The organism is Telluria sp. ZB4P34 (genome assembly GCF_059686055.1).
On sequence record NZ_JCASIF010000008.1, the window covers coordinates 1 to 20214 of the forward strand.

The 20214-nt window shown below is 67.6% G+C and carries 19 protein-coding genes; 9 read left to right on the plus strand and 10 right to left on the minus strand.

Annotated features, from left to right (window positions below; translation table 11 throughout):
• Window positions 1–113: 113 nt before the first annotated feature.
• Entirely contained in the window at window positions 114–1439 is a 1326-nt protein-coding gene (locus AC56KL_RS14320) for an aspartate aminotransferase family protein (RefSeq protein ID WP_497180830.1), read from the minus strand.
• A 114-nt stretch (window positions 1440–1553) separates the two neighbouring features.
• Here AC56KL_RS14320 and AC56KL_RS14325 point away from each other — a divergent pair, with 114 nt between their 5' ends.
• Entirely contained in the window at window positions 1554–2105 is a 552-nt protein-coding gene (locus AC56KL_RS14325; protein ID WP_497180831.1) for a carboxymuconolactone decarboxylase family protein, read from the plus strand.
• Window positions 2106–2108: 3 nt separating this feature from the next.
• Here the strand turns inward: AC56KL_RS14325 and AC56KL_RS14330 are convergent, their stop codons facing one another.
• The 3 genes from AC56KL_RS14330 to AC56KL_RS14340 form a co-directional block, all read right to left on the minus strand.
• A complete protein-coding gene (locus AC56KL_RS14330; protein ID WP_497180832.1) occupies window positions 2109–2957 on the minus strand; it encodes a fumarylacetoacetate hydrolase family protein in 849 nt (282 codons plus the stop codon).
• A gap of 87 nt (window positions 2958–3044) precedes the next feature.
• Window positions 3045–3401: a c-type cytochrome gene (locus AC56KL_RS14335; RefSeq protein ID WP_497180833.1), complete on the minus strand. Its 357-nt coding sequence runs from the start codon at window positions 3399–3401 to the stop codon at window positions 3045–3047.
• The gene (locus tag AC56KL_RS14340) at window positions 3398–3970 is read right to left on the minus strand and encodes a c-type cytochrome (protein ID WP_497180834.1); all 573 of its coding nucleotides are present in this window, start codon (window positions 3968–3970) and stop codon (window positions 3398–3400) included. The genes AC56KL_RS14335 and AC56KL_RS14340 overlap by 4 nt, the downstream gene beginning before the upstream one ends.
• Before the next feature lie 140 nt (window positions 3971–4110).
• On the opposite strand from AC56KL_RS14340, the gene AC56KL_RS14345 reads away from it, so the two are divergent.
• From AC56KL_RS14345 to AC56KL_RS14360, 4 genes are read left to right on the plus strand one after another with little or no spacing between them, the layout of a single operon-like run.
• Complete coding sequence (locus AC56KL_RS14345) at window positions 4111–4464, plus strand: c-type cytochrome (RefSeq protein ID WP_497180835.1); 354 nt, start codon at window positions 4111–4113, stop codon at window positions 4462–4464.
• A gap of 6 nt (window positions 4465–4470) precedes the next feature.
• Complete coding sequence (locus AC56KL_RS14350) at window positions 4471–5412, plus strand: cytochrome c oxidase subunit II (protein ID WP_497180836.1); 942 nt, start codon at window positions 4471–4473, stop codon at window positions 5410–5412.
• Window positions 5409–7946, plus strand: a complete 2538-nt coding sequence (gene ctaD, locus AC56KL_RS14355) for a cytochrome c oxidase subunit I (RefSeq protein ID WP_497180837.1) — start codon at window positions 5409–5411, stop codon at window positions 7944–7946. Before AC56KL_RS14350 ends, ctaD begins: the two co-directional genes overlap by 4 nt.
• Before the next feature lie 2 nt (window positions 7947–7948).
• A complete protein-coding gene (locus tag AC56KL_RS14360) occupies window positions 7949–8278 on the plus strand; it encodes a hypothetical protein (RefSeq protein ID WP_497180838.1) in 330 nt (109 codons plus the stop codon).
• Between the two features lie 148 nt (window positions 8279–8426).
• Here AC56KL_RS14360 and AC56KL_RS14365 read toward each other — a convergent pair whose 3' ends face one another.
• The 3 genes from AC56KL_RS14365 to AC56KL_RS14375 all read right to left on the minus strand — a co-directional run bounded on the left by AC56KL_RS14365 (window position 8427) and on the right by AC56KL_RS14375 (window position 12560).
• Window positions 8427–9752, minus strand: coding sequence for a PQQ-dependent sugar dehydrogenase (locus AC56KL_RS14365; RefSeq protein WP_497180839.1), 1326 nt, complete (start codon window positions 9750–9752; stop codon window positions 8427–8429).
• Between the two features lie 95 nt (window positions 9753–9847).
• Window positions 9848–11134, minus strand: coding sequence for an MFS transporter (locus AC56KL_RS14370; protein WP_497180840.1), 1287 nt, complete (start codon window positions 11132–11134; stop codon window positions 9848–9850).
• A gap of 28 nt (window positions 11135–11162) precedes the next feature.
• Entirely contained in the window at window positions 11163–12560 is a 1398-nt protein-coding gene (locus tag AC56KL_RS14375) for a KamA family radical SAM protein (RefSeq protein ID WP_497181005.1), read from the minus strand.
• A 359-nt stretch (window positions 12561–12919) separates the two neighbouring features.
• Here AC56KL_RS14375 and AC56KL_RS14380 point away from each other — a divergent pair, with 359 nt between their 5' ends.
• Window positions 12920–13387: a cache domain-containing protein gene (locus AC56KL_RS14380; protein ID WP_497180841.1), complete on the plus strand. Its 468-nt coding sequence runs from the start codon at window positions 12920–12922 to the stop codon at window positions 13385–13387.
• A gap of 29 nt (window positions 13388–13416) precedes the next feature.
• Window positions 13417–15126, plus strand: a complete 1710-nt coding sequence (locus tag AC56KL_RS14385) for a methyl-accepting chemotaxis protein (RefSeq protein WP_497180842.1) — start codon at window positions 13417–13419, stop codon at window positions 15124–15126.
• Window positions 15127–15396: 270 nt separating this feature from the next.
• Here the strand turns inward: AC56KL_RS14385 and AC56KL_RS14390 are convergent, their stop codons facing one another.
• Window positions 15397–15978, minus strand: coding sequence for a DNA-3-methyladenine glycosylase (locus AC56KL_RS14390; RefSeq protein ID WP_497180843.1), 582 nt, complete (start codon window positions 15976–15978; stop codon window positions 15397–15399).
• Between the two features lie 150 nt (window positions 15979–16128).
• Between AC56KL_RS14390 and AC56KL_RS14395 the strand changes: the two genes are divergently transcribed.
• Window positions 16129–16986 carry an HDOD domain-containing protein gene (locus tag AC56KL_RS14395; RefSeq protein WP_497180844.1) on the plus strand — a complete coding sequence of 286 codons (858 nt, stop codon included), beginning with the start codon at window positions 16129–16131 and terminating at the stop codon, window positions 16984–16986.
• Window positions 16987–17051: 65 nt separating this feature from the next.
• Window positions 17052–18221 carry a tetratricopeptide repeat protein gene (locus AC56KL_RS14400; RefSeq protein ID WP_497180845.1) on the plus strand — a complete coding sequence of 390 codons (1170 nt, stop codon included), beginning with the start codon at window positions 17052–17054 and terminating at the stop codon, window positions 18219–18221.
• Between the two features lie 24 nt (window positions 18222–18245).
• Here the strand turns inward: AC56KL_RS14400 and AC56KL_RS14405 are convergent, their stop codons facing one another.
• Window positions 18246–18782, minus strand: coding sequence for a DNA-deoxyinosine glycosylase (locus AC56KL_RS14405; protein ID WP_497180846.1), 537 nt, complete (start codon window positions 18780–18782; stop codon window positions 18246–18248).
• A 75-nt stretch (window positions 18783–18857) separates the two neighbouring features.
• Window positions 18858–20132 (minus strand): glucan 1,4-alpha-maltotetraohydrolase domain-containing protein, encoded by a 1275-nt coding sequence (locus AC56KL_RS14410; RefSeq protein ID WP_497180847.1) that lies wholly within the window; start codon window positions 20130–20132, stop codon window positions 18858–18860.
• Window positions 20133–20214 lie beyond the last annotated feature (82 nt).

Consider the following 20214-nt stretch of genomic DNA (forward strand, 5'->3'; position numbering starts at 1 on the left):
GGCTATTGGTGCTGCCATGCGCAAACTGGCACATCTGTGCTTTGGTGTCGTCCACTCCGGCAAGCCCTATGATCCAAAATACGCGATGTAGGGCTTGACGGGCAAGACGGTATCTACATGTTGAGCGCCGCCTCCACCGCATCGGCGAGACGCGACACGATCTCCGACAAATCCGCCGCCGTCGCAATGAAGGGCGGCGCCAGCAGCACGTGGTCGCCGACTTGCCCGTCGATCGTCCCGCCCATCGGGTAGACCATCAGCCCGTTCTCCATCGCCTTGGCCTTGATCGCCGCGTGCAGCTTGCGCTCCGGCGCGAACGGCGCCTTGCTGTCGCGGTCCTGCACGAATTCCAGCGCCAGGAACAGGCCGCGCCCGCGGATGTCGCCTACGTGTTCGTGCACCCCGAACACGTCGCCCAGCATGCGCCGCAGCGTGGCGCCGCGGCTGCGCACGCGTGCGAGCAGGTCGTCGCGCTCGATCACCTTCTGCACTTCCAGCGCCGCCGCCGCTGCAACCGGGTGCCCGATGTAGGTATGCCCGTGCTGGAAGGCCCCGCTGCCGTCGCGCAGGCAGTCGATGATGGTCTGGTGCGCCAGCACCGCGCCGATCGGCTGGTAGCCCGCGCCCAGGCCCTTGGCGATCGCGATGATGTCCGGCGCCACGCCGTCCTGCTCGATCGCGTACATGCTGCCGGTGCGGCCCATCCCGCACATCACCTCGTCGGCGATGAACAGGATGCGGTAGCGGTCGCAGATGTCGCGCACGCCCTGGAAGTAGCCCGGCGTGGGAGGGATCGCGCCGCCGGTAGCGCCGACCACCGGCTCGGCGACGAAAGCGATGATGTTCTCGGGCCCGGCCCTGAGGATCCCGGTTTCCAGCTCGTCCAGCAGGCCAGCGGTGTAGTCGTCCACGCTCTGGTGGGCGGCGCGGCCGCGGTATTCGTAGCATGCGCTGACCCGCACCGTATCCATCAGCAGCGGCGCGAAGGCCTTGCGGCGCCACTCGTTGCCGCCCACGGCCAGCGCGCCCAGGGTATTGCCGTGGTAGCTCTGGCGCCGCGCCATGAACAGGCGGCGCTGCGGTTCGCCCGCCTCCACCCAGTACTGGCGCGCCAGCTTGAGGGCGGTCTCCATCGCTTCCGAGCCGCCCGACACCAGGTAGACGCCGCCGATGTCGGGCGGGGCGCCGGCCACCAGGCGATCGGCCAGCTCCTCGGCCACGTCGGTGGTGAAGAAGGCGGTGTGGGCATAGGCGCAGCGGTCGATCTGGCGGTGCATGGCGGCGATGATGTCCGGATGGCCATGGCCCAGCGAGGACACGGCAGCGCCGCCGCTGGCATCGATATAGACCCGGCCGGCCTTGTCGCGGATGCGGATGCCGTCGCTGGAAACCGCGGTCGCCGGCACCTGGCGCAGGTTGCGGTGGAGGATATGGCTCATTGCGACTCCTTCGTCAGAACAAGACTTTGACGATAAGCGTGCCGCGCGCCGGTTCTTTTGATTTTTAGAGAACGCTGTGCAATTATTTTCCCATTACAACATCCAGGCCATCCCATGGACCGACTCGGACCGATCGCGCGCGAGGACATGACTCCGGACCAGCGCGCCGCCGCCCAGGCCATCATCGACGGACCGCGCGGCGCGCTGTACGGCCCCTTCGTACCGCTGCTGCGCAGCCCGGAGCTGATGGAATACGCCCAGCGCATGGGCGAATACCTGCGCTACCGCAGCGCGATCGGGGTGAGGCTGTCGGAGCTGGCCATCCTGGTCACGGCGCGCCAATGGAACCAGGGGGTGGAATGGGCGATCCATGCCCCGATCGCGGCCCAGGTGGGCATCCCGATGTCGGTGATCCATGCGATCGCCGAACGGCGCCGCCCGGAAGGCATGCTGGTGGACGAAGCCGTGGTGCACGACTTCTGCATCGAACTGCACGAGGGGAAATCGGTGTCGGACCGGCTGTATGCGGATGCGCTCGCGCTGTTCGGCGAGCACGGGGTGGTCGATCTCATGGGGATCAACGGGTATTACACCTTGCTGGCCATGGTGATGAACACGGCCAGGACGGCGGTGCCGGCAGGGTTGACGGAGCGCCTGCCGGACTAGTTGCTACTTCGGGAAGGCCACCACTTCCTGCTGTTGCTCCCCCAGCCCCGCAATCCCGAGCCTCAGCTTGTCGCCCTTCCTGAGGAAGCGCTGCGGCGAGCGCCCCATGCCCACGCCCGGCGGCGTGCCGGTGGTGATGATGTCGCCCGGCTCCAGCGTCATGAATTGCGACACGTAGCTGACGATTCTGGCCACTGTGAAGATCATCTTCGAGGTATTCCCGGTCTGCATGCGCTTGCCGTTCAGTTCCAGGTAGAGGTCGAGGTCCTGCACGTCATAGACTTCGTCGCGCGTCACCAGGAAGGGGCCGACCGGGCCGAAGGTGTCGCAGCCCTTGCCCTTGTCCCACTGCGAGCCCATCTCGAACTGGAAGGCGCGTTCGGACACGTCGTTGACCACGCAGTAGCCCGCCACGTACTTCAGCGCCTCGGCTTCCTCCACGTACTGGGCGCGCGTGCCGATCACCACGCCGAGTTCGACTTCCCAATCGGTCTTCTTCGACCCCTTCGGCAGCCGCACCGGATCGTCCGGGCCGGACAGGCAGCTGACCGCCTTGGTGAAGAAGATCGGTTCCTTCGGCACCGCGGCGCCCGTCTCGGCGGCGTGGTCGGCATAGTTCATGCCGATGCCGATGAACTTGCCGACGCCCTTGACCGGCACGCCCAGGCGCGGATTGCCGCGTACCAGCGGCAGGGTCTTCCAATCGCTCTTGGCCAGCTTGCGCAACGCCTTGTCCCCCAGCACCGACGCGTCGATGTCCCCGATGATCCCGGACAGGTCGCGCAGGCGGCCCTCTTCGTCGAACAGGCCCGGCTTTTCCTTGCCCGGGCGGCCATAGCGCACCAATCTCATTCTCGTCTTCCCTGTTGTGAATACGCCCAGGACGGGCAAGCGGGTGATGATACCAAGGATCGGCGCGAGCGCCTGCCTGGCCGGGCACTATTGGCTGAGGAGGTAGGCGCTGATGTCGAGCGCATCGCGCTCGCTCACGCCCATGTTCGGCATCGCGGTCTCCGGGTCCACCGCCTGCGGGTCGCGGATCCAGCGCACCAGGCCGGCCTGGTCGTTGGGCACCCCGCCGGCCAGCACCTTGCGCCTCGCCATGTCCTCGAGCGGACGGCCGACGTAGGTGTCGGGCCCCGGCACGCCGGGGATCACGTGACAGGACTGGCAGGCGTACTGCGTCACGGCGATCTTGCCGCGTTCCGGGTCGCCCTGCACGCCGGCCGGCGGCCGCTTCGGCGCGCAGGCGGCAAGGCAGGCCAGCGCCAGTAGCGCAGCGGCGCGCGCCATCATTGCGCGGCTCCCTGCGCCTGCGCCGGCGCCGGCTGGGCGTCCTGCGCCATCCGCGCGCGGAAGTCGCGGCTGCTCATCGTGGGCATCGCCGTCACGAAGGCCACCACGGCCCAGATCTCGTCCTCGCTCAAGTGGTATTCCCAGGCCGGCATGCCGCTCATCTTGATGCCGTTCTTCGTGACCCAGTACAGCTCGCGCGCCTCCCAGCGCTGGGGTGCGTCCACCAGCGGGCCGGGAATCGGCTGCATGCTCATGCCGATGGTCGACTGCGCCACGCCGGGGCCGCCGTGGCACTGCACGCAGTTCTCGCCGTACACCCGGGCGCCCAGGCGCAGCTGCTGTTCGCCGCCCAGGCGCGGGGCCCGGATGTCGCGCGCGTGGTGTCGTACCGACCGCAACATGCCCTCTTCCAGCACCGTGTACACGGCGGGGAAGTGCTGGGCCGTGGCGCCGATGTCGTACCAGCCGCCGTACAGCAGGGCCAAGCCGGCGGCGCCGGCGGTGGCGCCCGCCGCCAGCAGCGTCACTACAGCGGTCTTGACGATCAGCCGTCGGCGGTTGGAGAGCATGGCGGTGCGTCCGATTGGAATAGTTAGAAAAATTGCATCGTTCTTTGTGTATTATAAAAGCCCCTCCACAACTGTGATTTCCAAACGTGCGCCCCCGTCCATCCCACGATTCCGTCCGCAAAAGCACACGGCGTGCCGGCATGATCCTGGCCTGGTCGGTATCGATGGCAGGATGCGTGGAAGCGCCGCGATCGGTCGTTCCAGGCGGTGACGTCCAGCAGGGCCTGCGCCTGGTCACCCAGTACCAGTGCGGCGCCTGCCATGTGATCCCGGGCGTACAGGGCGCCAAGGGCGCGTCGAGCGATGCCGGCCCTGCGCTCGACCACATCGGCCGCCTGAGCTACATCGCCGGCGGCATCCCCAATCGACCCGCCAACATGGTGCGGTGGCTGCGCCAGCCGCATGCGGTCAAGCCCGGCACTGACATGCCGCCGATGGGTCTCACGGAACAGGAAGCGCGCCACATGGCCGCCTTCCTGTACACCTTGAGGTAAGGCGCGATGAACGGCGAACTGCAATCGGTGCTGCACCCGGCCGGCTGGGACGCCGCCATCATCAGCCAGCTCGCCTGGGTGCTGTTCGGCGCCGGCGCCCTGATCTTCGTCGCCGTGATGGCCCTGCTGCTGCTCAGCGTGCGGCGCCAGGGTCGCCCGGCGCGCGCGCTGCTGTGGATCGGCGGCGGCGGCATCGCCTTCCCGGTGCTGGTCCTTACCGCGCTGCTGGCCTGGAGCACCTGGCGCAGCACCCAGCTGGCGCCGCAATCCTCGCACAAGGCCCTGAGCATCTCGGTGACGGCCAAGATGTGGTGGTGGGAAGTGCGCTACCGCGACCCGGCAAGCGGCCGCGAGATCGTCGGCGCCAACGAGATCCACATTCCCACCGGCCGCGCCGTCTACCTCGGCCTGAACTCGGCCGACGTGATCCACAGCCTGTGGGTGCCGTCCCTGAGCGGCAAGCGCGACATGGTGCCGGGACGCGTCACCGGCCTGACCCTGCGCGCCGACAAGCCCGGCGTCTACCGCGGCCAGTGCGCCGAATACTGCGGCGCCCAGCACGCGAAGATGGCGCTGCATGTGGTGGCCCTGCCGCCGCAGGAATTCGCCGCCTGGCTGGCGCGCCAGGCGCTGCCGGCCGCGCCCGCAAGCAGCCCGCTGGGCAGCCCTACGCTCGAGCGCGGCCGCGCCGCTTTCCTGCAGCAGCGCTGCCAGGCCTGCCATACGATCCGCGGCGTGGCCGAAGGCGCGCGCCTGGGCCCGGACCTGACCCACGTCGGCAGCCGCATGCACATCGGCGCAGGCACCCTGCGCACCCACCGCACCAGCCTGCAAGGCTGGATTGCCGACCCGCAGGCCGCCAAGCCCGGCGTGTTCATGCCCGGCTCGCGCGACCTCGACCGCGACACCCTGGCCGCGCTGGCCGCCTACCTCGAGCACCTGAAATGAGCCAGCCGTCTTCCACGCCCATGCCCGCGCCGCTGCCCAACTCCCTGCCCCGCCCCGCGGGCGAATTCGAGCGCCTGCAGGAAGTCTGGCGCACGCCGACCGGCTGGCGCTTCCTCAAGTCGGTGAACAACACCAGCATCGGCCTGCTCTACATCGGCACCGCGCTGCTGTTCTTCCTGCTGGCCGGCATCCTGGCGCTGCTGATGCGGGTGCAGCTGGCCGTCCCGGACAACACCCTGCTCAGTCCCGGCACCTACAACCAGGTCTTCACCATGCACGGCACGGTGATGATGTTCCTGTTCGCGATCCCCATCGTCGAGGCGATCGCCGTGTACCTGCTGCCCAACATGCTGGGCGCGCGCGACCTGCCCTTCCCGCGCCTCTCGGCCTACGCCTACTGGGCCTATGCCTTCGGCGGCCTGGCCTTCTTCTGCACCATCTTCGTGGGGCTGGCACCGGACGGCGGCTGGTTCATGTACCCGCCGCTCACCGGCGAGACGTACTCGCCGGGCCTGAACGCCGACTTCTGGCTGCTCGGCATCGGCTTCATCGAGATCTCGGCCATCGCCGGCGCGGTCGAGCTGATCGTCGGTATCCTGTTCACGCGCGCGCCGGGCATGACGCTGCGCCGCATGCCGGTGTACGCCTGGGCCATGCTGGTGGTGGCGCTGATGATCGTGTTCGCGTTCCCGGCGGTGATCGCCGGCACCGCCCTGCTGGAACTCGAGCGCGCCTTCGACTGGCCCTTCTTCATTCCCGAGCGCGGCGGCGACCCGATCCTGTGGCAGCACCTGTTCTGGTTCTTCGGCCACCCCGAGGTCTACATCATCTTCCTGCCCGCCGCCGGCATGGTCTCGACCATGATCCCGACCATCGCCGGCACCCCGCTGGTGGGACGGCGCGCGATCATCGTGGCCCTGGTGGGCGTCGGCGTCTTCAGTTTCGGGCTATGGGCGCACCACATGTTCACGGCCGGCCTGGGCGTGCTGGAGATGAGCTTCGTCTCGGCTGCCAGCATGGCAGTGGCGATCCCGACCGGCATCCAGGTGTTCGCCTGGATCGCCACGCTGTGGAACGGGCGCGTGCGCATGAGTTCCCCGGCCCTGTTCCTGATGGGCTTCATGTTCATCTTCGTGCTTGGCGGCCTGACCGGGGTGATGGTGGCCGTGATTCCCTTCGACTGGCAGGCGCACGACACCTATTTCATCGTGGCCCACCTGCACTACGTCCTGATCGGCGGCATGGTGTTCCCCGTGTTCGCGGCGATGTACTACTGGCTGCCGCTGGTCAAGGGACAGCGCCTCTCCGAGCGCATGGCGCGCTGGGTGTTCTGGCTGATGTTCGGCGGCTTCAACCTGACTTTCTTCCCGATGCACATCACGGGCCTGTACGGCATGCCGCGCCGGGTCTACACCTACGACGCGCAGCTCGGCTGGAACTTCCTGAACATGCTGTCCACGATCGGCGCCTTCGTGTTCGCCTTCGGCGTGCTGCTGTTCATCGTCGACGCGGTGCGCACGCTGCGCCGCCCGGAGCAGAAAGTGGGCAACCCATGGAACGCGGCCACACTCGAGTGGCTCCCATCGGAATCCTACGGCAACCGCAGCATCCCGCGCATCAGCTCGACCAACCCGCTTTGGGACCAGCCTACCCTCAGCGACGAAGTCGAGCGCGGCCAGCACTACCTGCCGCAAACCGCCACCGGCCTGCGCGAGACCATCGCCACCAGCCCCGTGCGGGCCGAGCCGCGCTACCTGATGGTGCTGCCCGGCGACAGCTGGCTGCCCGTGATCGCGGCCCTCGGCACGGCCGGCTTCTTCCTGCTGCTGACCGTGAAGGCGATGGTGGCGGCCTGGATCTTCGGCTTCATGGCGGTGGCCGGCACGCTGGCCTGGCTGTGGGAATCGGACCGCAAGCCGCCGATCACGCATGCCCGGGTGGCCGACGACCTGGAGCTGCCGGTGAACGCGACACGCACCGCCTCGCAGTCGTGGTGGGGCACGATCGTGATGCTGGTCGTGGACGCCTGCATCTTCGCGTCCTTCGGCTTCGCCTACATCCACGCGTCGATGCGCCTGATGGTGTGCCCACCACCCGGCGCCGCCCTGCCGGCCCTGCCCTGGCAGCTGGCCTCCGGCGGCCTGCTGGTGGCGAGCTCGGTACTGATGCTGCTGGCCGTGCGCGCCCTCGGCAAGCGGCGCCTGCCCTGGCTGGTGCTGCTGGCGCTGGGCTGCAGCGTGGCCTCCTTCCTGCTCGACCTGCGCGGCCACCAGGTCGCCGGCCTCGACCCGGCCGCCAGCGCCTGGGCCGCCGCGATCGGCGCCCTGCTCAGCTACCAGGGACTGCACATCGTGGTGCTGGCGATCGCCGGTCCCTACCTGTGCCTGCGCGCTTGGCGCGGCATGATCGCGCAGCGCAGCCGCGCCACGCTCGACAACGTGGCCCTGCTGTGGCACTACACGACGCTGCAGGGCATCGCCGGCATGGCGCTGGTGCATGGCCTGCCGGCCCTGATGCCATGGCTGATGGAGTAAATATGCAAGATCATTTCTTCCGGCAGCTCCTGCGCGGCGCCCTTCCCCTGATGGTGTGGGCGGCGCACTTCGCCTTCTGCTACCTGCTGGCGGCGGCGCAGTGCACGCCGGCCGCGATGCGCGCGGGCGGACCGGACCGGGTGCTGCTCGGGGGCGCGACGGCGGTGGCGCTGGCGGTGTGTGCCTGGCTGGCGTGGCGTGAACGGGGCATCCTGCGCGATCCGCAGGGGGCCGGGCTGCTGGACTGGGCCGCGGCGCTGGGGGCCGTGCTGGCCTTCGTGGGGATTGTCTGGACCGGGTTGCCGATCTTGCTGGTAAGCGGCTGCGCCTGATGTAGGGTGGTCGGCTTCGCCGACCGCGCGTTCAAATTACGGGGAATGGATGCGACGTGGTTTGAACACGTCCGTTGAACGCGCGGTCGGCAGAGCCGACCACCCTACGGTTAAAAGTATGCCGGAGTTACCTTTAAAAGATCCGTAGTCAGCGCCCCGCCGGCGTCACCCGCCAGATCACATTGCCGACATCGTCCGCCACAAGGATCGCTCCTGCCTTGTCCACCGCCACACCGACCGGCCGGCCGAGCGCATCGCCGTTGCGGTCCACGAAACCGCCCAGGATCTCGACCGGCTTGCCGGCCGGCTTGCCCTCGCTGAAGGGCACGACCACCACGTTGTAGCCCGACTGCGGCTTGCGGTTCCAGGAGCCGTGCTGGCCGATGACGGCGCCGTTCGTGAACTGCGGCAGCAGCGGTCCCGTGTAGAAGGCCAGTCCGAGCGCCGCCACGTGGGCGCCGAGCGCATAGTCCGGCACGATGGCCCTGGCCACCAGGTCCGGGCGCGGCGGCTTGACCCGCTCATCCACGTTCGCGCCGAAGTAGCTGTACGGCCAGCCGTAGAAGCCGCCTTCCTTCACCGAAGTCAGGTAGTCCGGCACCAGGTCGCTGCCGATCTCGTCGCGTTCGTTCACCACCGTCCACAGCACTCCGGTCTCCGGATTCCAGGCCATGCCGTTCGGGTTGCGCAGGCCGGTCGCGTAGGGCCGCGTCTTGCCGGTGGCGATATCGACCTCGAGGATGGCGGCGCGGTCGACTTCCTGGTCCATGCCGTTCTCGGCGACGTTGCTGTTCGAGCCCGTGGTGGCGTACAGCTTGCGTCCGTCCTGGCTGGCAATGATGTTCTTGGTCCAGTGATGGTTGAGCGGGCCGCCCGGCAGCGGCGCCACCGCCTGCGCGCCGGCGGTGATCCGGGTAGCGCCTTCGCGGTAGGGGAAGCGCACGATGCCGTCGGTATTCGCCACGTACAGCATGTCGCCGACCAGGGCCATGCCGAAGGGCGAATTCAGTCCCTTCAGGAAGACCGTTTTCACTTCCGCCACACCGTCGCCGTCGGCGTCGCGCAGCAGCGAGATGCGGTTCGCGCTCGGCACCCCGGCGCCGGCCCGCTCCTGCACCTTCTTCTGGATATAGGCCTTGATGCCCTTCTTGGCCGGGCGTTCCGGCGCATTGCTCTCGGCGACCAGCACGTCGCCGTTGGGCAGCACGTGCAGCCAGCGTGGGTGGTCGAGGCCGGATGCAAATGCGCTCACCGCCAGTCCCGCCGCCGCGGCCGGCTTGCCGCCCTGCGGCCAGCCCTTGGCGGGCGCGATGTCCACGGTCGGCAACAGAGACGTGACCGGCTTGACCAGGGTCGGCCGCGGGCCGACGTCGGCGCCGGTCGGCAGCGTGGACCTGTCCCCGCAGGCGGCGAGCAAGAGCAAGGGGAGCAAGGAGGCGGCCGCCGACAGGCGCGGCAAGGCGTGGGCAGGCATGGCGATTCCCTCTGCTGGTACGGACGGCGTCCGATTTGCCGCATGCTAGCCAAACTGGCAATATCGCGTCGCCCGTTACCGCAGAGAAAACTCGACTATGAGGACGGGGCCAGCGCCTCGCCCCTTGCCGCCGCGGCCCCGGAGCGCCGCTCGCGCCGGCGCCGCAGGACGAAGCCGGCCAGCCCCGGCAGCTGCACCGCGACCAGCACGGCGAACGCGGCGCGGTAGGCGTCCGCCGGCGCATGGCCGGCCGCATCCGGCGTCCACAGGCCGACCAGCAGGCCGAAGCCCGCCTGCACCACGAAGGCGCCGATGAAGATCAGGAGGTTCAGGCAGGTGGCGGCGCGCCCGGTCAGCTCGCGCGGCATCGATTGCGCGATGATCGCGTACTCGATGCCGGTGATCGTCCCGACCAGCGTGAACAGCACCGACAGCAGCTGGAAACTGGGCCGGTAGTTGACGACGATCGCGGCCTGCACCAGCAGGAAGACGGCGATGCCGGCCGCGGCCACGTCGAGCGGCGCGATGCCGCGCCGGCCGGCCCATTCGGTGATCATGCCCACCGCGATGGCCCCGAAGATCACCGCCGCCATGCCCATGTAGAGCAGATAGGCCACCGCGGCGTCGGGAAAGCGCGCCACGTCCGACAGCCAGCGCCCAATCCACAGGCCCTGGATGCCGAAGAACACCGCATGCGGAACCAGGACCAGCGACGCCGTGGTGCGGAACACCGGCGCCTGGAACACCTCGCGCAGGGCCTGGCCGAGCGGACCGCGCCTGGGAACGGCCGCGGCGTCGCGCGGGTACAGCAGGGCGATCAGGAGGCCGCAGCAGGCCGTCAGCCCGGCCAGGATGGTGAACAGGCCGCGCCAGTCGGTATAGTCGAGCGCGAGGCGCACCGGCATGGTCGCGGTGGCCGCCCCCAGGCCGCCCACGGCGATCAGGTAGCCGTGCACCGACGGCAGCCTGGCTGGCGCGATCCAGGTGGAGACCGCCTTGACCGCGGCCATGAAGCAGCCGCCGAGGCCGAAGCCCATGATGGCGCGCGCCACCACCAGCTGCACGAAATCGCCCCCGCGCGAGAACAGCAGCGCACCGCAGGCGCCGACCAGCATCATCGCCAGCTGCACCCTGCGCGGCCCCCAGCGGTCGAGCGCAATGCCGACCGGCAGCTGGACCAGCGCGAAGGCGAAGAAGAAGGCGCTGGTGAGCAGCCCCAGCTCGCCCGGCGTGAGCGCGAGCGCGCCCACCAGGTGCGAGGCCAGCACCGCATTCACGTTGCGCAGCAGCGAAGACAGGTAGTGCCCCAGCGCGAACGGCAGGAACACGTAGAAGAACACCGCCACGCCGGACAGGCGTGGCGTGGTGGCGGAGTCCTGCATGGGCCGGTCCCGGGCGCACAGGGAGGCGTCAGGCCGCGTCCTGCGCCCTGCCGTGCCGCTGTCCTGCAGGCACCAGGGGGATGACGCGCCCGCCGGGTCCACCTGGTCCATGGGAGGGGCCGCCGCTCTCCTGCTCGAAGAAGAACTTGTCGCGCCCGAAGGCCGGCTTGAGGTGGTCGAGCCAGGTGGCGTCGGGGTCGTACTTGGCGAAGAAGGGCCGGCGCACCCACTCGGGGTTGCGCGCCTGCAGGAACTGCAGCGCGAACAGCTTTTCGCCGTTGATGGTGACCACGCCGTCGATCACGACCTTGCCGGGGAAGGCGCTCATCGACGGACCGCGCACGGTGCGCGACAGCCCCGACACCATCGAATACGCTTCCTGGAAGATCTGGTGCGCGCGCGCCAGCGGCAGCGCGAAGTAGTCGCGCGGCCCGGTGTCGCGCTCCACGAACATGTAGTAGGGGATCGCGCCCAGGCGCACGCCGGTAGTCCACAACTCGGCCCAGCTCTTCGGGTCTTCGTTGATATGGCGGATCAGGGGGCCCTGCATGCGCAGCGTGGCGCCGGTGCCGACGATGCGCTTGACCGCCTGCTGGGCTACGGACGCGCGCAGCTCGACCGCGTGGTTGTAGTGGCCCATGATGGCGAGGTTCTTGCCGGACCTGACCACCTTCTCGAACAGGCGCATCAGGTCGTCGCTGTCCTTGTCCGACACGAAGCGCTGCGGCCAGTAGGCCACCGACTTGGTGCCGATGCGGATGTTCTGGATGTGGGCCAGGTTGGGCTCGAGCAGGGGCTCGAGGAATTCGGCCAGCGAACGGGTGTTCATGATCAGCGGATCGCCGCCGGTGATCAGGACGTCGGTGACGTCGGGATGGGTCTCGAGGTAGGACACCAGTTCGCCGCACTCGCGCGCGTCGAACTTCATGTCGTCCATGCCGACGAACTGCGGCCACCGGAAGCAGAAGGTGCAGTAGGCGTGGCAGGTCTGGCCCGAGCTCGGGAAGAACAGCACGGTCTCCTTGTACTTGTGCTGCAGGCCCCTGAGCGGCGCATCGTTCACGCGCGGGACGTTGTGCGTCATCTGCCCCGCCGGGTGCGGGTTCATGCGCATCCGGATCGAATGCACCAGCTTCGCCGTGGCCGCGTCGTCCTTCTTGTACAGCACCAGCTCGCGCAGCTGCTCGTACTCCTGCGCCGGCAGCATGTCGCGGTGCGGGAAGGTAAGCCGGTAGATCGGGTCGTCCGGCACCTTGTCCCAGTCGATGAGCTCCTCCAGCACGTAGGCGTTCACGCGGAACGGCAGCACGTGCGAGACCACCTGCACCGCTTCCTGCAGTTCCGGCGTCAGCCATTGCCACTGGCGCGCCAGGTGGATCGTCTGCCGGGTATAGGGCTTGAACTTGGAGGGCGTCGATTCGGTCATGATCACGGAAATTCTCCAGGAAACGAAAGATGTTAGGACCGGCCGGAGCGTTACCACGTTGCCGGGAAGAATTCATCTTACGTTGCGGAAATTGCGGAGAATTGCCGCCCGTCAATCAGATTGGTCCTATAGCGGGAGCTAGAACAAGGGCGGGCCAAAACGAGACAAAGGCCGGACGCGCAAGCGTCGTGCATGCACGGCTGCAGTGTTGTTCGACATTGACTGACACGAATGCGCAACGTTCCTCACTTGCTGCGCAAGGCGATTGCGCCAACGCAATCCTCGTCCCCGACACCCCGGTACATTTGTCAATGCACTTTAGCAATATTGATCCCAGAACATTCACTCGAGGAGTACACATGAAACTGTCCGCCAACGTGTCCAGCATCGCGGCTGCCCTCTGCCTTGCCATTGCCGCCCTCCCTGCCTACGCCAGCGCCCTGACCGAGAAAGACGCCATTGCGATGGTCGAACGCGGCGCCGCCCTGATGAAGGCCAAGGGCAAGGACGAGTTGATCAAGCGCGTCAACGCCAAGGATCCGGAGTTCGTCCAGGGCGAGCTGTATCTCAGCATGCGCGACGCCAGGACCGGCATCGCCGTGGCCCATCCCTACAACCCCTCGATCATCGGCAAGGACCTGACCGACGTGCCCGATGCCAACGGCAAGAAATACCGCCGCGAGTTCATCGACGTGGCGGGGGCCAAGGGCAAGGGCTGGGTCGACTACATGTACAAGAACCCCACCAGCGGCAAGATCGAGCCGAAAACGACCTATGTGCAGAAGGTCGACGACCTGGTGCTCGAATCCGGCATCTACAAGAAATAAACTTTTTTCATCCACGCCCGGAGTCAAGCATGCTGAACAAATTGCGGATCGGCCCGAAGCTCCTGCTGGCCCCGGGCCTGGTGCTGGTGCTCCTGATGTTGCTGTCGGCGGCCGCCTACTACGGCATGGTGCGCCAGAACGCCTCGCTCGAGCACATGGTGCAGGTGCGCGCGGCGCGCCTGCAGGCCGTGGCCGACGTGGCGGGCGAAGCGCGCTTCGCGCACGCCAACATCTACCAGCTGCTGGCCTGGGTGAACGGCAGCTTCGCCCAGGACCGCCTGGCCGCCCTCACCGCAGATATCCAGAGGAAGCACGCCGGGATCAAGACCAGGCTGGACGAGCTGTCCGGGCTGGCGGCGCCGGACGAGCGCGCACCGATCGAGAACGCGCTGGCGGCGCTGGCGAGCTACCGCAAGCTGGTGGGCGAGACGATCGAGCTGGCCCAGGTCGACCAGTCGATCGCCACGAATTCGATGCAGAAGGCCGAGAAGCAGTTCGTCGCTCTCGACACCGGCCTGCAGAACCTGGCAGCGCTGGAAAAGAAGCTGAGCGTGGAAGCACATGCCGCCGCCAAGGCCGAATTCCGCTCGCTCGGCATCACCATGGCCGGCCTGGTGCTGCTGTCGATCGCGCTGTCGCTGCTGGTAACCATGCTGGTGCGGCGCGCCATGCTCGCCGACATCCGCTCGATCGCGACCGTGGTGCACGACCTGGCCGACGGCCACCTGCGCCCGTCCGGCACCCCGGGCGCCGGGCGCGACGAGATCGCCGACACCTCGCGCGCGCTCGACCACTCCCTCTCCCGCCTGGACGGCGCCCTGCGCAGCATCCTGGGCGCGGTGCGCTCGATCGATACCGCCTCGAAGGAAATCGCAAGCGGCAACCTCGACCTGTCGACCCGCACCGAGCTGCAGGCCGGCTCGCTCGAGCAGACCGCCAGCACGATGGAAGAACTGACCACGGCCGTGAAGCAGAACGCCGACAATGCGCGCCTGGCGTCCAAGCTCGCAGGCGAGGCGGCGCAGCTGGCCTCGAACGGCGGCCAGGCCGTGAACCGGGCGGTGGCGACGATGGAATCGATCGAGGCCAGCTCGCGCAAGATCGTCGAGATCACCGGCGTCATCGACGGCATCTCGTTCCAGACCAACCTGCTGGCCCTGAACGCCGCGGTTGAAGCGGCGCGCGCCGGCGAGCAGGGACGCGGTTTCGCGGTGGTGGCGGCCGAAGTGCGCACCCTGGCGCAGCGCTCGGCCGCGGCCGCGCGCGAGATCAAGGCCCTGATCGCCGACTCGGTCAAGATCATCGAGGATGGCAGCGCCTCGGTGAGCGAAGCCGGCGCCAGCATGGGCGACATCGTGGCCTCGGTGCGCCAGGTGAACGACATCATCGGCCGCATCAGCATCGCCAGCACCGAGCAGGCCGACGGCATCGCCGAAGTGAACAAGGCGGTCGGCCAGATGGACGGCATGACCCAGCAGAATGCGGCCCTGGTGGAACAGGCCGCCGCCGCTGCCGAAAGCCTGCACGAGCAGACCGTCAACCTGGCCAAGGCGGTCTCGATCTTCAAGTTCGACGGCGAGGATGGTCCGGCGATCGGCGGCGAGTCGGAACAAGAGGCCGGCGAGGAAGCGGGCTTCCATGGCGTGCAGGAGCGGCGCACGCCGGGCAGCCCGATGCGCCCACGCGCGCTGGCGGCCCTGCCTTCGGCCGGCCAGCAGGCGCGGCGCCGCCAGGCTTGACGTCAGGGCGCAGGCGGCGATGCCGCTATTTTGTAGGGTGGGCGGTCCTCCGCCCACGCGTTCAACGCACGGATGCAATGACGCGACGCCTCTGCCAGTTGAACGCTTTTTGCAGGGTGGTCGGCTTCGCCGACCGCGCGTTCAAACGGTGCGAGATGGACAAGCGCAGTAGTGATGCATCGTGTAGTTGAACGCGCGGTCGGCAGAGCCGACCACCCTACGGCACCCCAATCGCTCTTCAATCAAGGGCAAGACGGCGCAGGCGGCTGTTTAACGGAAGGGCCGGCTGACGAAGCGGGAGCCGGCCAGCCCGAAACGCCAGGGTACCTCCATCGCCTTGGAGATGCCGATGCGCGGCCCGGCCACCACCTCGATTCCCGGCGCGCCGGGCAGCAGTTCAAAAGGCGGCAGCGACAGCGGCATGCCGTTGAAGTCGCGGGTCACGCCCAAGGCCTGGCACAGCTTGCCGGGGCCGGAGCACAGCAGCCAGTCCTTGTCGCCGGCGGCGCCGGTGTCCCTGCGCCGGCGCATCTCGTCGAGCCCCGCCACCGGCTCCAGCGCCCGGATCAGGACACCGGCGCCGTGCCCCGCCTCGCGGCACACGAAGTTCAGGCACCAGTGGATGCCGTAGGAGCGGTACACGTAGGCGTGCGCAGGCGGCCCGAACATCGCCGCATTGCGCTCGGTGGGACCGGAAAAGGCGTGCGATGCCGGGTCTTCGCGGTCGTAGGCTTCGGTCTCGACGATCCGGCCGCCGACGCCGTCCACCAGTACCGTGACGCCGATCAGCTGGCGTGCGACGACGTCCGCCGGCTGGGTGAAATCGATTCCTGCTATTGTCGAAATGGCCATACCTGGATTCTAGCGCGGGCCAATTTATGTTGTCGCGTTGGTGGGGTGACACAGAAATGAGGGGAAGGTAATCACTTTGGCATTGCCTTGCTGCAATAAAAAAATGGCTGGGGTATAGTGGTACGGTTGTCGCCTCCGTCCTGCTCGCCCATGAATACCGTCGCCGATCCCGTTCCGCACCTCGACCAGGTCGATGCCCTGATCAAATCGATCCGCATCCCGCCGCGGCCGAGCCTGCTCGCCGACATGCAGCGCGAACTGGCATCGGAAGACCCATCCCCGGAGGCGATCGGCAAGATCGTGGCGAGCGACGTCGGCATGTCCGGCGCCCTGCTGAAACTGGCCAACTCCGCCGTGTATGGCGGCCGTCACAAGGCCAAGTCGATCGAGCAGGCCATCCTGTTCCTCGGCATCAACCAGGTCGCGGCCCTGATGACCGGCCTGCTGGCGCGCCAGGCGATCCCCGCCAACAGCGCCGCGCTGGCCAGCTTCTGGGACATCTCCACCCGCCGCGCCCAGGCCATGGTGTTCCTGTCGCGCCGCCTGCGCATCGGCGAGCCGGACGTGGCCCACACCTTCGGCTTGTTCTGCGACACCGGCGTGCCGCTGCTGATCGAGCGCTTCGCCGACTACGCCGCGACCTATGCCGCCGCCTCCCTGATGCCGGACCGTCCGTTCACCGCCCTCGAGGAAGAACGCCACGATACGAGCCACGCCGCGGTCGGCTGCCTGCTGGCCCGCAACTGGGGCCTTTCCAGCGAGGTCGGCTGGGCCATCCTGCACCACCACGACGTGGCCGTGCTGGACGACGCCGCAACCGCGGGCACCGTGCGTTCGCTGGTGGCGCTGTCGCTGCTGGCCGAGCATGCGATCTGCCGCTACCAGGGCCACGCCGAATCCCTCGAGTGGAACAAGGGCGGCGCCGCCGCCTGCGCTTACCTGGGGCTGTCCGACGAAGAGACGGCCGAATTGCTGGACGAGCTGGTGGAAGCCTTCCACGACGAGTAGGTACATAGCTTTACATCACCTCGGTACAGGCAGATACTGCTAGTAAGACCCCCCGGGAGTGTGTCATGAAGTGCATCGCCATCCTGCTGTCCCTGTCCCTGCTGGCCGGCTGCGCCAGCGTGCAGGCGCCCTCCGCTCCGCTCCCGCCATTCGCCGACACGCGCTTCGCGCCGCCCTCCGAACGGGTCGGCGCCGACGGGCTGTTTACCCTGAGTCCGGCGATGCAGGCCTACCTGAACAGCCCGGCCTTCAACAAGCACTTGCGCCAGAGCGGCTTGCGCCACGGCCTGGTCGAGGCGCTGTACAGCAAGACCGACCTGAAGCTCGAATACGAATCCTCGAAGACCCGCACCGCCGCCGAGACCTTCGCCGACCGCTCCGGCAACTGCCTCTCGCTGGTGATCATGACCGCGGCCTTCGCCAGGGAGCTGCGGATGCCGGTGCGCTTTCGCAGCGTGGACGTCGGCAACGCCTGGAGCCGCAAGGCCGGCCTGTACCTGGGCAGCGCCCACGTCAACATCGCCGTCGGCGAGCCGATCGACAGCGGCTTTCGCGGCCACGGCATGGGTGACTTCCTGATCGTCGACTTCCTCCCGCAGGACGAGGCCGCGCGCCTGCGCGCCCGCGAGCTGGACGAAGAGGACATCGTCGCCCTCTACCTGAACAACCGCGCAGCCGAGATGCTGGTGCAGGACCGCCTCGACGACGCCTACTGGTGGGCGCGCGCCGCGGTGGAGAAGCGTCCCAACCTGATCGCGGCGCTGAATACGCTGGCGGTGGTCTACAACCGGCAGGGCCTGCTGCCCCTGGCGGAACAGACCTACCGCGCCGCCCTGCTGCGCGAGCCCGAGAACGTGATGGTCATGCGCAACCTGCAGCCGGTGCTGGCCACGCTGGGCAAGCACGACGAAGCCGAGGCCCTGACGCGGCGCATCGCCAGCATCGAACCCTTCCCGCCCTACCACCATTTCGACCAGGGCATGATCGCGCTGCGCGAGGGCGACTTCGACAAGGCCAGGGGCCTGTTCGAGCGCGAGCTCAGGCGCGCCCCCTACAACGACGAGTTCCTGTTCTGGCACGGCGTGGCCCACCTGCGCCTGGGCGACGTCAAGCATGCCCGTGAACAGATCGCCAAGGCGGTCGACAATAGCACGCGGCAGGACATGCGGCAGCTGTATTCGGCCAAGCTGGCTTATCTGCGGCGGGTGAGCGCGGGCGGGACGCAGGTCAACTGAAGGGCCGGTTCAAACGAGGCTAGCTCAAAACAAGGGAGATTGCGCCGGGATGTGTTCCGGTTTGGCCGGTTCCGCCAGCCGGCGCCATACCGTGAGTTTCTGCTCGAACGTCATCGCCATGTGTGCCGGCGAACTCGAAGGCAGCACGACGGTACGGTAGCCGGCTTGCGCAAACTGCGGCGCGAACTTGCCCGACGCTTGGCCATTGAAGCCGACCGTCTCCAGCGCCGGACACAGGAGGCGCAGGCGCTCGAAATCGTTGGCGGCCGGGTTGCGGATGGCGGAATCCAGGCTGCCTTCGCGCTCGCAGCCGGCCAGCACGTCCCACAGGCCCACGCGGTGCGCCAGCAGGCGCGGCAAGCGTTCTTCATACGGCAGGCTGGCCAGGTCTTCCGACACCACCGCCGAGATCAGGGGCCAGAACTGGTTGCGCGGATGGGCGTAATACTGTGCGGCGGCAAGCGATGCCGCGCCCGGAAAGCTGCCCAGCACGAGGATGCGCACGCCGGCGTCAATGACCGGGGCGAGGCCTGTGAGCACCGGGAAAGAGGCAGTCTTCATGCCCGTATTCTAGCGCTACGGTGCATGCCGACGCGCTGGCCTGCGCCGTCCTGGCGGCGCAGGCCAGAGAAGCGCTTATTTCATCCAGACCGCGTAGTTGGTGCCCGAGGTCTGCAGCGTCCAGCCGGCGCCGGGGCTCCAGCTGTTCGGGCCGATCTTCATCGCCAGCTGGCGCGTGCTGCCGGTGACGATCGCCGCGTACAGGCCCTGCGTGGCTGCCTGGATCGCGACCGGCGAGGTGGAATGCACGCCAGCCGTCCTGCGCGCCCGCATCAGCGCGCTGATCGGCGTCTTCAGGTTCCAGTTGTAGATATGCGGGTAGTACACCGTCGGGACACCCGGATGGCTCAGGATGTAAGCGTAGCCCTGCATCACCGCGCCGCACGGCACCGGCCAGTGGTTCTGCCCCACGCCGCAGCTCTCCGAGGGGCCGGTGTCGTGATTGTCGACGAAGGTCACCGCCATTGCCGGCCACCAGCCGACGGCGCCCTGCGGCTTGCCGGAGGAGTCGCGCAGGCGCCAGTAGTTGCCGTTGGCTAGGGCGTCGTTGAGCAGGCCTTTGGTCGTGAAATCGAAGGCCCCGCAGCTGCTGCCGGTCCCGTTAATCCAGTTCATGATCTGCTGGCGATGGGCGTCGATATTGTTCAGGTCGAGGTCGGTCCACAGTTCGCCCACGCAGAACTGGGCGCCGAAGGCATTCGCATACTGCCCGGCATACTTGGCGCCAAAGCCTTTCACGTAATCGAAACGCAGGCCGCTGAAGCCGATTGGCTTGATGGTGTAGTTCAGCCAGTTGATGATGCCGTTCTGGGTTTCGCCCACATTGGTATGGTCGATGTCGCGGCCGGCGTTGAAACCCGAGCCCGTATCGCCGGTACCGAGGCCGCAGTTGCACTCGTCATTGTTGGCGATCGTGTAGCGGGTCCAATTGGGATTGGTGAAATCCGACCAACCGGTCGAGCCGACGCGGTGGTTGACGACGACGTCGGCGATCGCCCGGATGCCGTTGTTGGTGAAGGCGCGCACGACGTTGGTCAGTTCGGCCGAACTGCCGTAGCTGGAATTCAGATTGTTGAGCTGGCGCGGCAGGTAGCCTTCGCGCGCCGCCGAGTCGGACGGAGGGGGGAACCATACATGACTGAATCCCATGGCCTTCAGGTCGGCGACATTGCCGGCCAGGGTGTTGTACCAGTTCGGGTTGCCGTAGCCCGCCGAATTCCAGTGGAAGCCTTGCAGCATGACGGCGGTACTGTTGCCGGCTTGGGCCGGTGGCGTAGCGGCGTTCGCATGGGCTGACAGCATGAGGGCACTCGTTGCGAGCAAGGCTGTAACGCTGACTTTCTTCTTCATGTCTCCTCCGGGTTGTTGTTGCGGAATGGGTAATGAAAACCATTTTCAGAAAGCGGTAGCAACAGTCAACAGCCATGCAATA

Excerpts from the sequence above, each read along its gene's own strand:
- AC56KL_RS14320 (WP_497180830.1), bottom strand. The coding sequence starts at position 1,439 with ATGAGCCATATCCTCCACCGCAACCTGCGCCAGGTGCCGGCGACCGCG.
- AC56KL_RS14325 (WP_497180831.1), top strand. The coding sequence starts at position 1,554 with ATGGACCGACTCGGACCGATCGCGCGCGAGGACATGACTCCGGACCAG.
- AC56KL_RS14330 (WP_497180832.1), bottom strand. The coding sequence starts at position 2,957 with ATGAGATTGGTGCGCTATGGCCGCCCGGGCAAGGAAAAGCCGGGCCTG.
- AC56KL_RS14335 (WP_497180833.1), bottom strand. The coding sequence starts at position 3,401 with ATGATGGCGCGCGCCGCTGCGCTACTGGCGCTGGCCTGCCTTGCCGCC.
- AC56KL_RS14340 (WP_497180834.1), bottom strand. The coding sequence starts at position 3,970 with ATGCTCTCCAACCGCCGACGGCTGATCGTCAAGACCGCTGTAGTGACG.
- AC56KL_RS14345 (WP_497180835.1), top strand. The coding sequence starts at position 4,111 with ATGATCCTGGCCTGGTCGGTATCGATGGCAGGATGCGTGGAAGCGCCG.
- AC56KL_RS14350 (WP_497180836.1), top strand. The coding sequence starts at position 4,471 with ATGAACGGCGAACTGCAATCGGTGCTGCACCCGGCCGGCTGGGACGCC.
- ctaD (WP_497180837.1), top strand. The coding sequence starts at position 5,409 with ATGAGCCAGCCGTCTTCCACGCCCATGCCCGCGCCGCTGCCCAACTCC.
- AC56KL_RS14360 (WP_497180838.1), top strand. The coding sequence starts at position 7,949 with ATGCAAGATCATTTCTTCCGGCAGCTCCTGCGCGGCGCCCTTCCCCTG.
- AC56KL_RS14365 (WP_497180839.1), bottom strand. The coding sequence starts at position 9,752 with ATGCCTGCCCACGCCTTGCCGCGCCTGTCGGCGGCCGCCTCCTTGCTC.
- AC56KL_RS14370 (WP_497180840.1), bottom strand. The coding sequence starts at position 11,134 with ATGCAGGACTCCGCCACCACGCCACGCCTGTCCGGCGTGGCGGTGTTC.
- AC56KL_RS14375 (WP_497181005.1), bottom strand. The coding sequence starts at position 12,560 with ATGACCGAATCGACGCCCTCCAAGTTCAAGCCCTATACCCGGCAGACG.
- AC56KL_RS14380 (WP_497180841.1), top strand. The coding sequence starts at position 12,920 with ATGAAACTGTCCGCCAACGTGTCCAGCATCGCGGCTGCCCTCTGCCTT.
- AC56KL_RS14385 (WP_497180842.1), top strand. The coding sequence starts at position 13,417 with ATGCTGAACAAATTGCGGATCGGCCCGAAGCTCCTGCTGGCCCCGGGC.
- AC56KL_RS14390 (WP_497180843.1), bottom strand. The coding sequence starts at position 15,978 with ATGGCCATTTCGACAATAGCAGGAATCGATTTCACCCAGCCGGCGGAC.
- AC56KL_RS14395 (WP_497180844.1), top strand. The coding sequence starts at position 16,129 with ATGAATACCGTCGCCGATCCCGTTCCGCACCTCGACCAGGTCGATGCC.
- AC56KL_RS14400 (WP_497180845.1), top strand. The coding sequence starts at position 17,052 with ATGAAGTGCATCGCCATCCTGCTGTCCCTGTCCCTGCTGGCCGGCTGC.
- AC56KL_RS14405 (WP_497180846.1), bottom strand. The coding sequence starts at position 18,782 with ATGAAGACTGCCTCTTTCCCGGTGCTCACAGGCCTCGCCCCGGTCATT.
- AC56KL_RS14410 (WP_497180847.1), bottom strand. The coding sequence starts at position 20,132 with ATGAAGAAGAAAGTCAGCGTTACAGCCTTGCTCGCAACGAGTGCCCTC.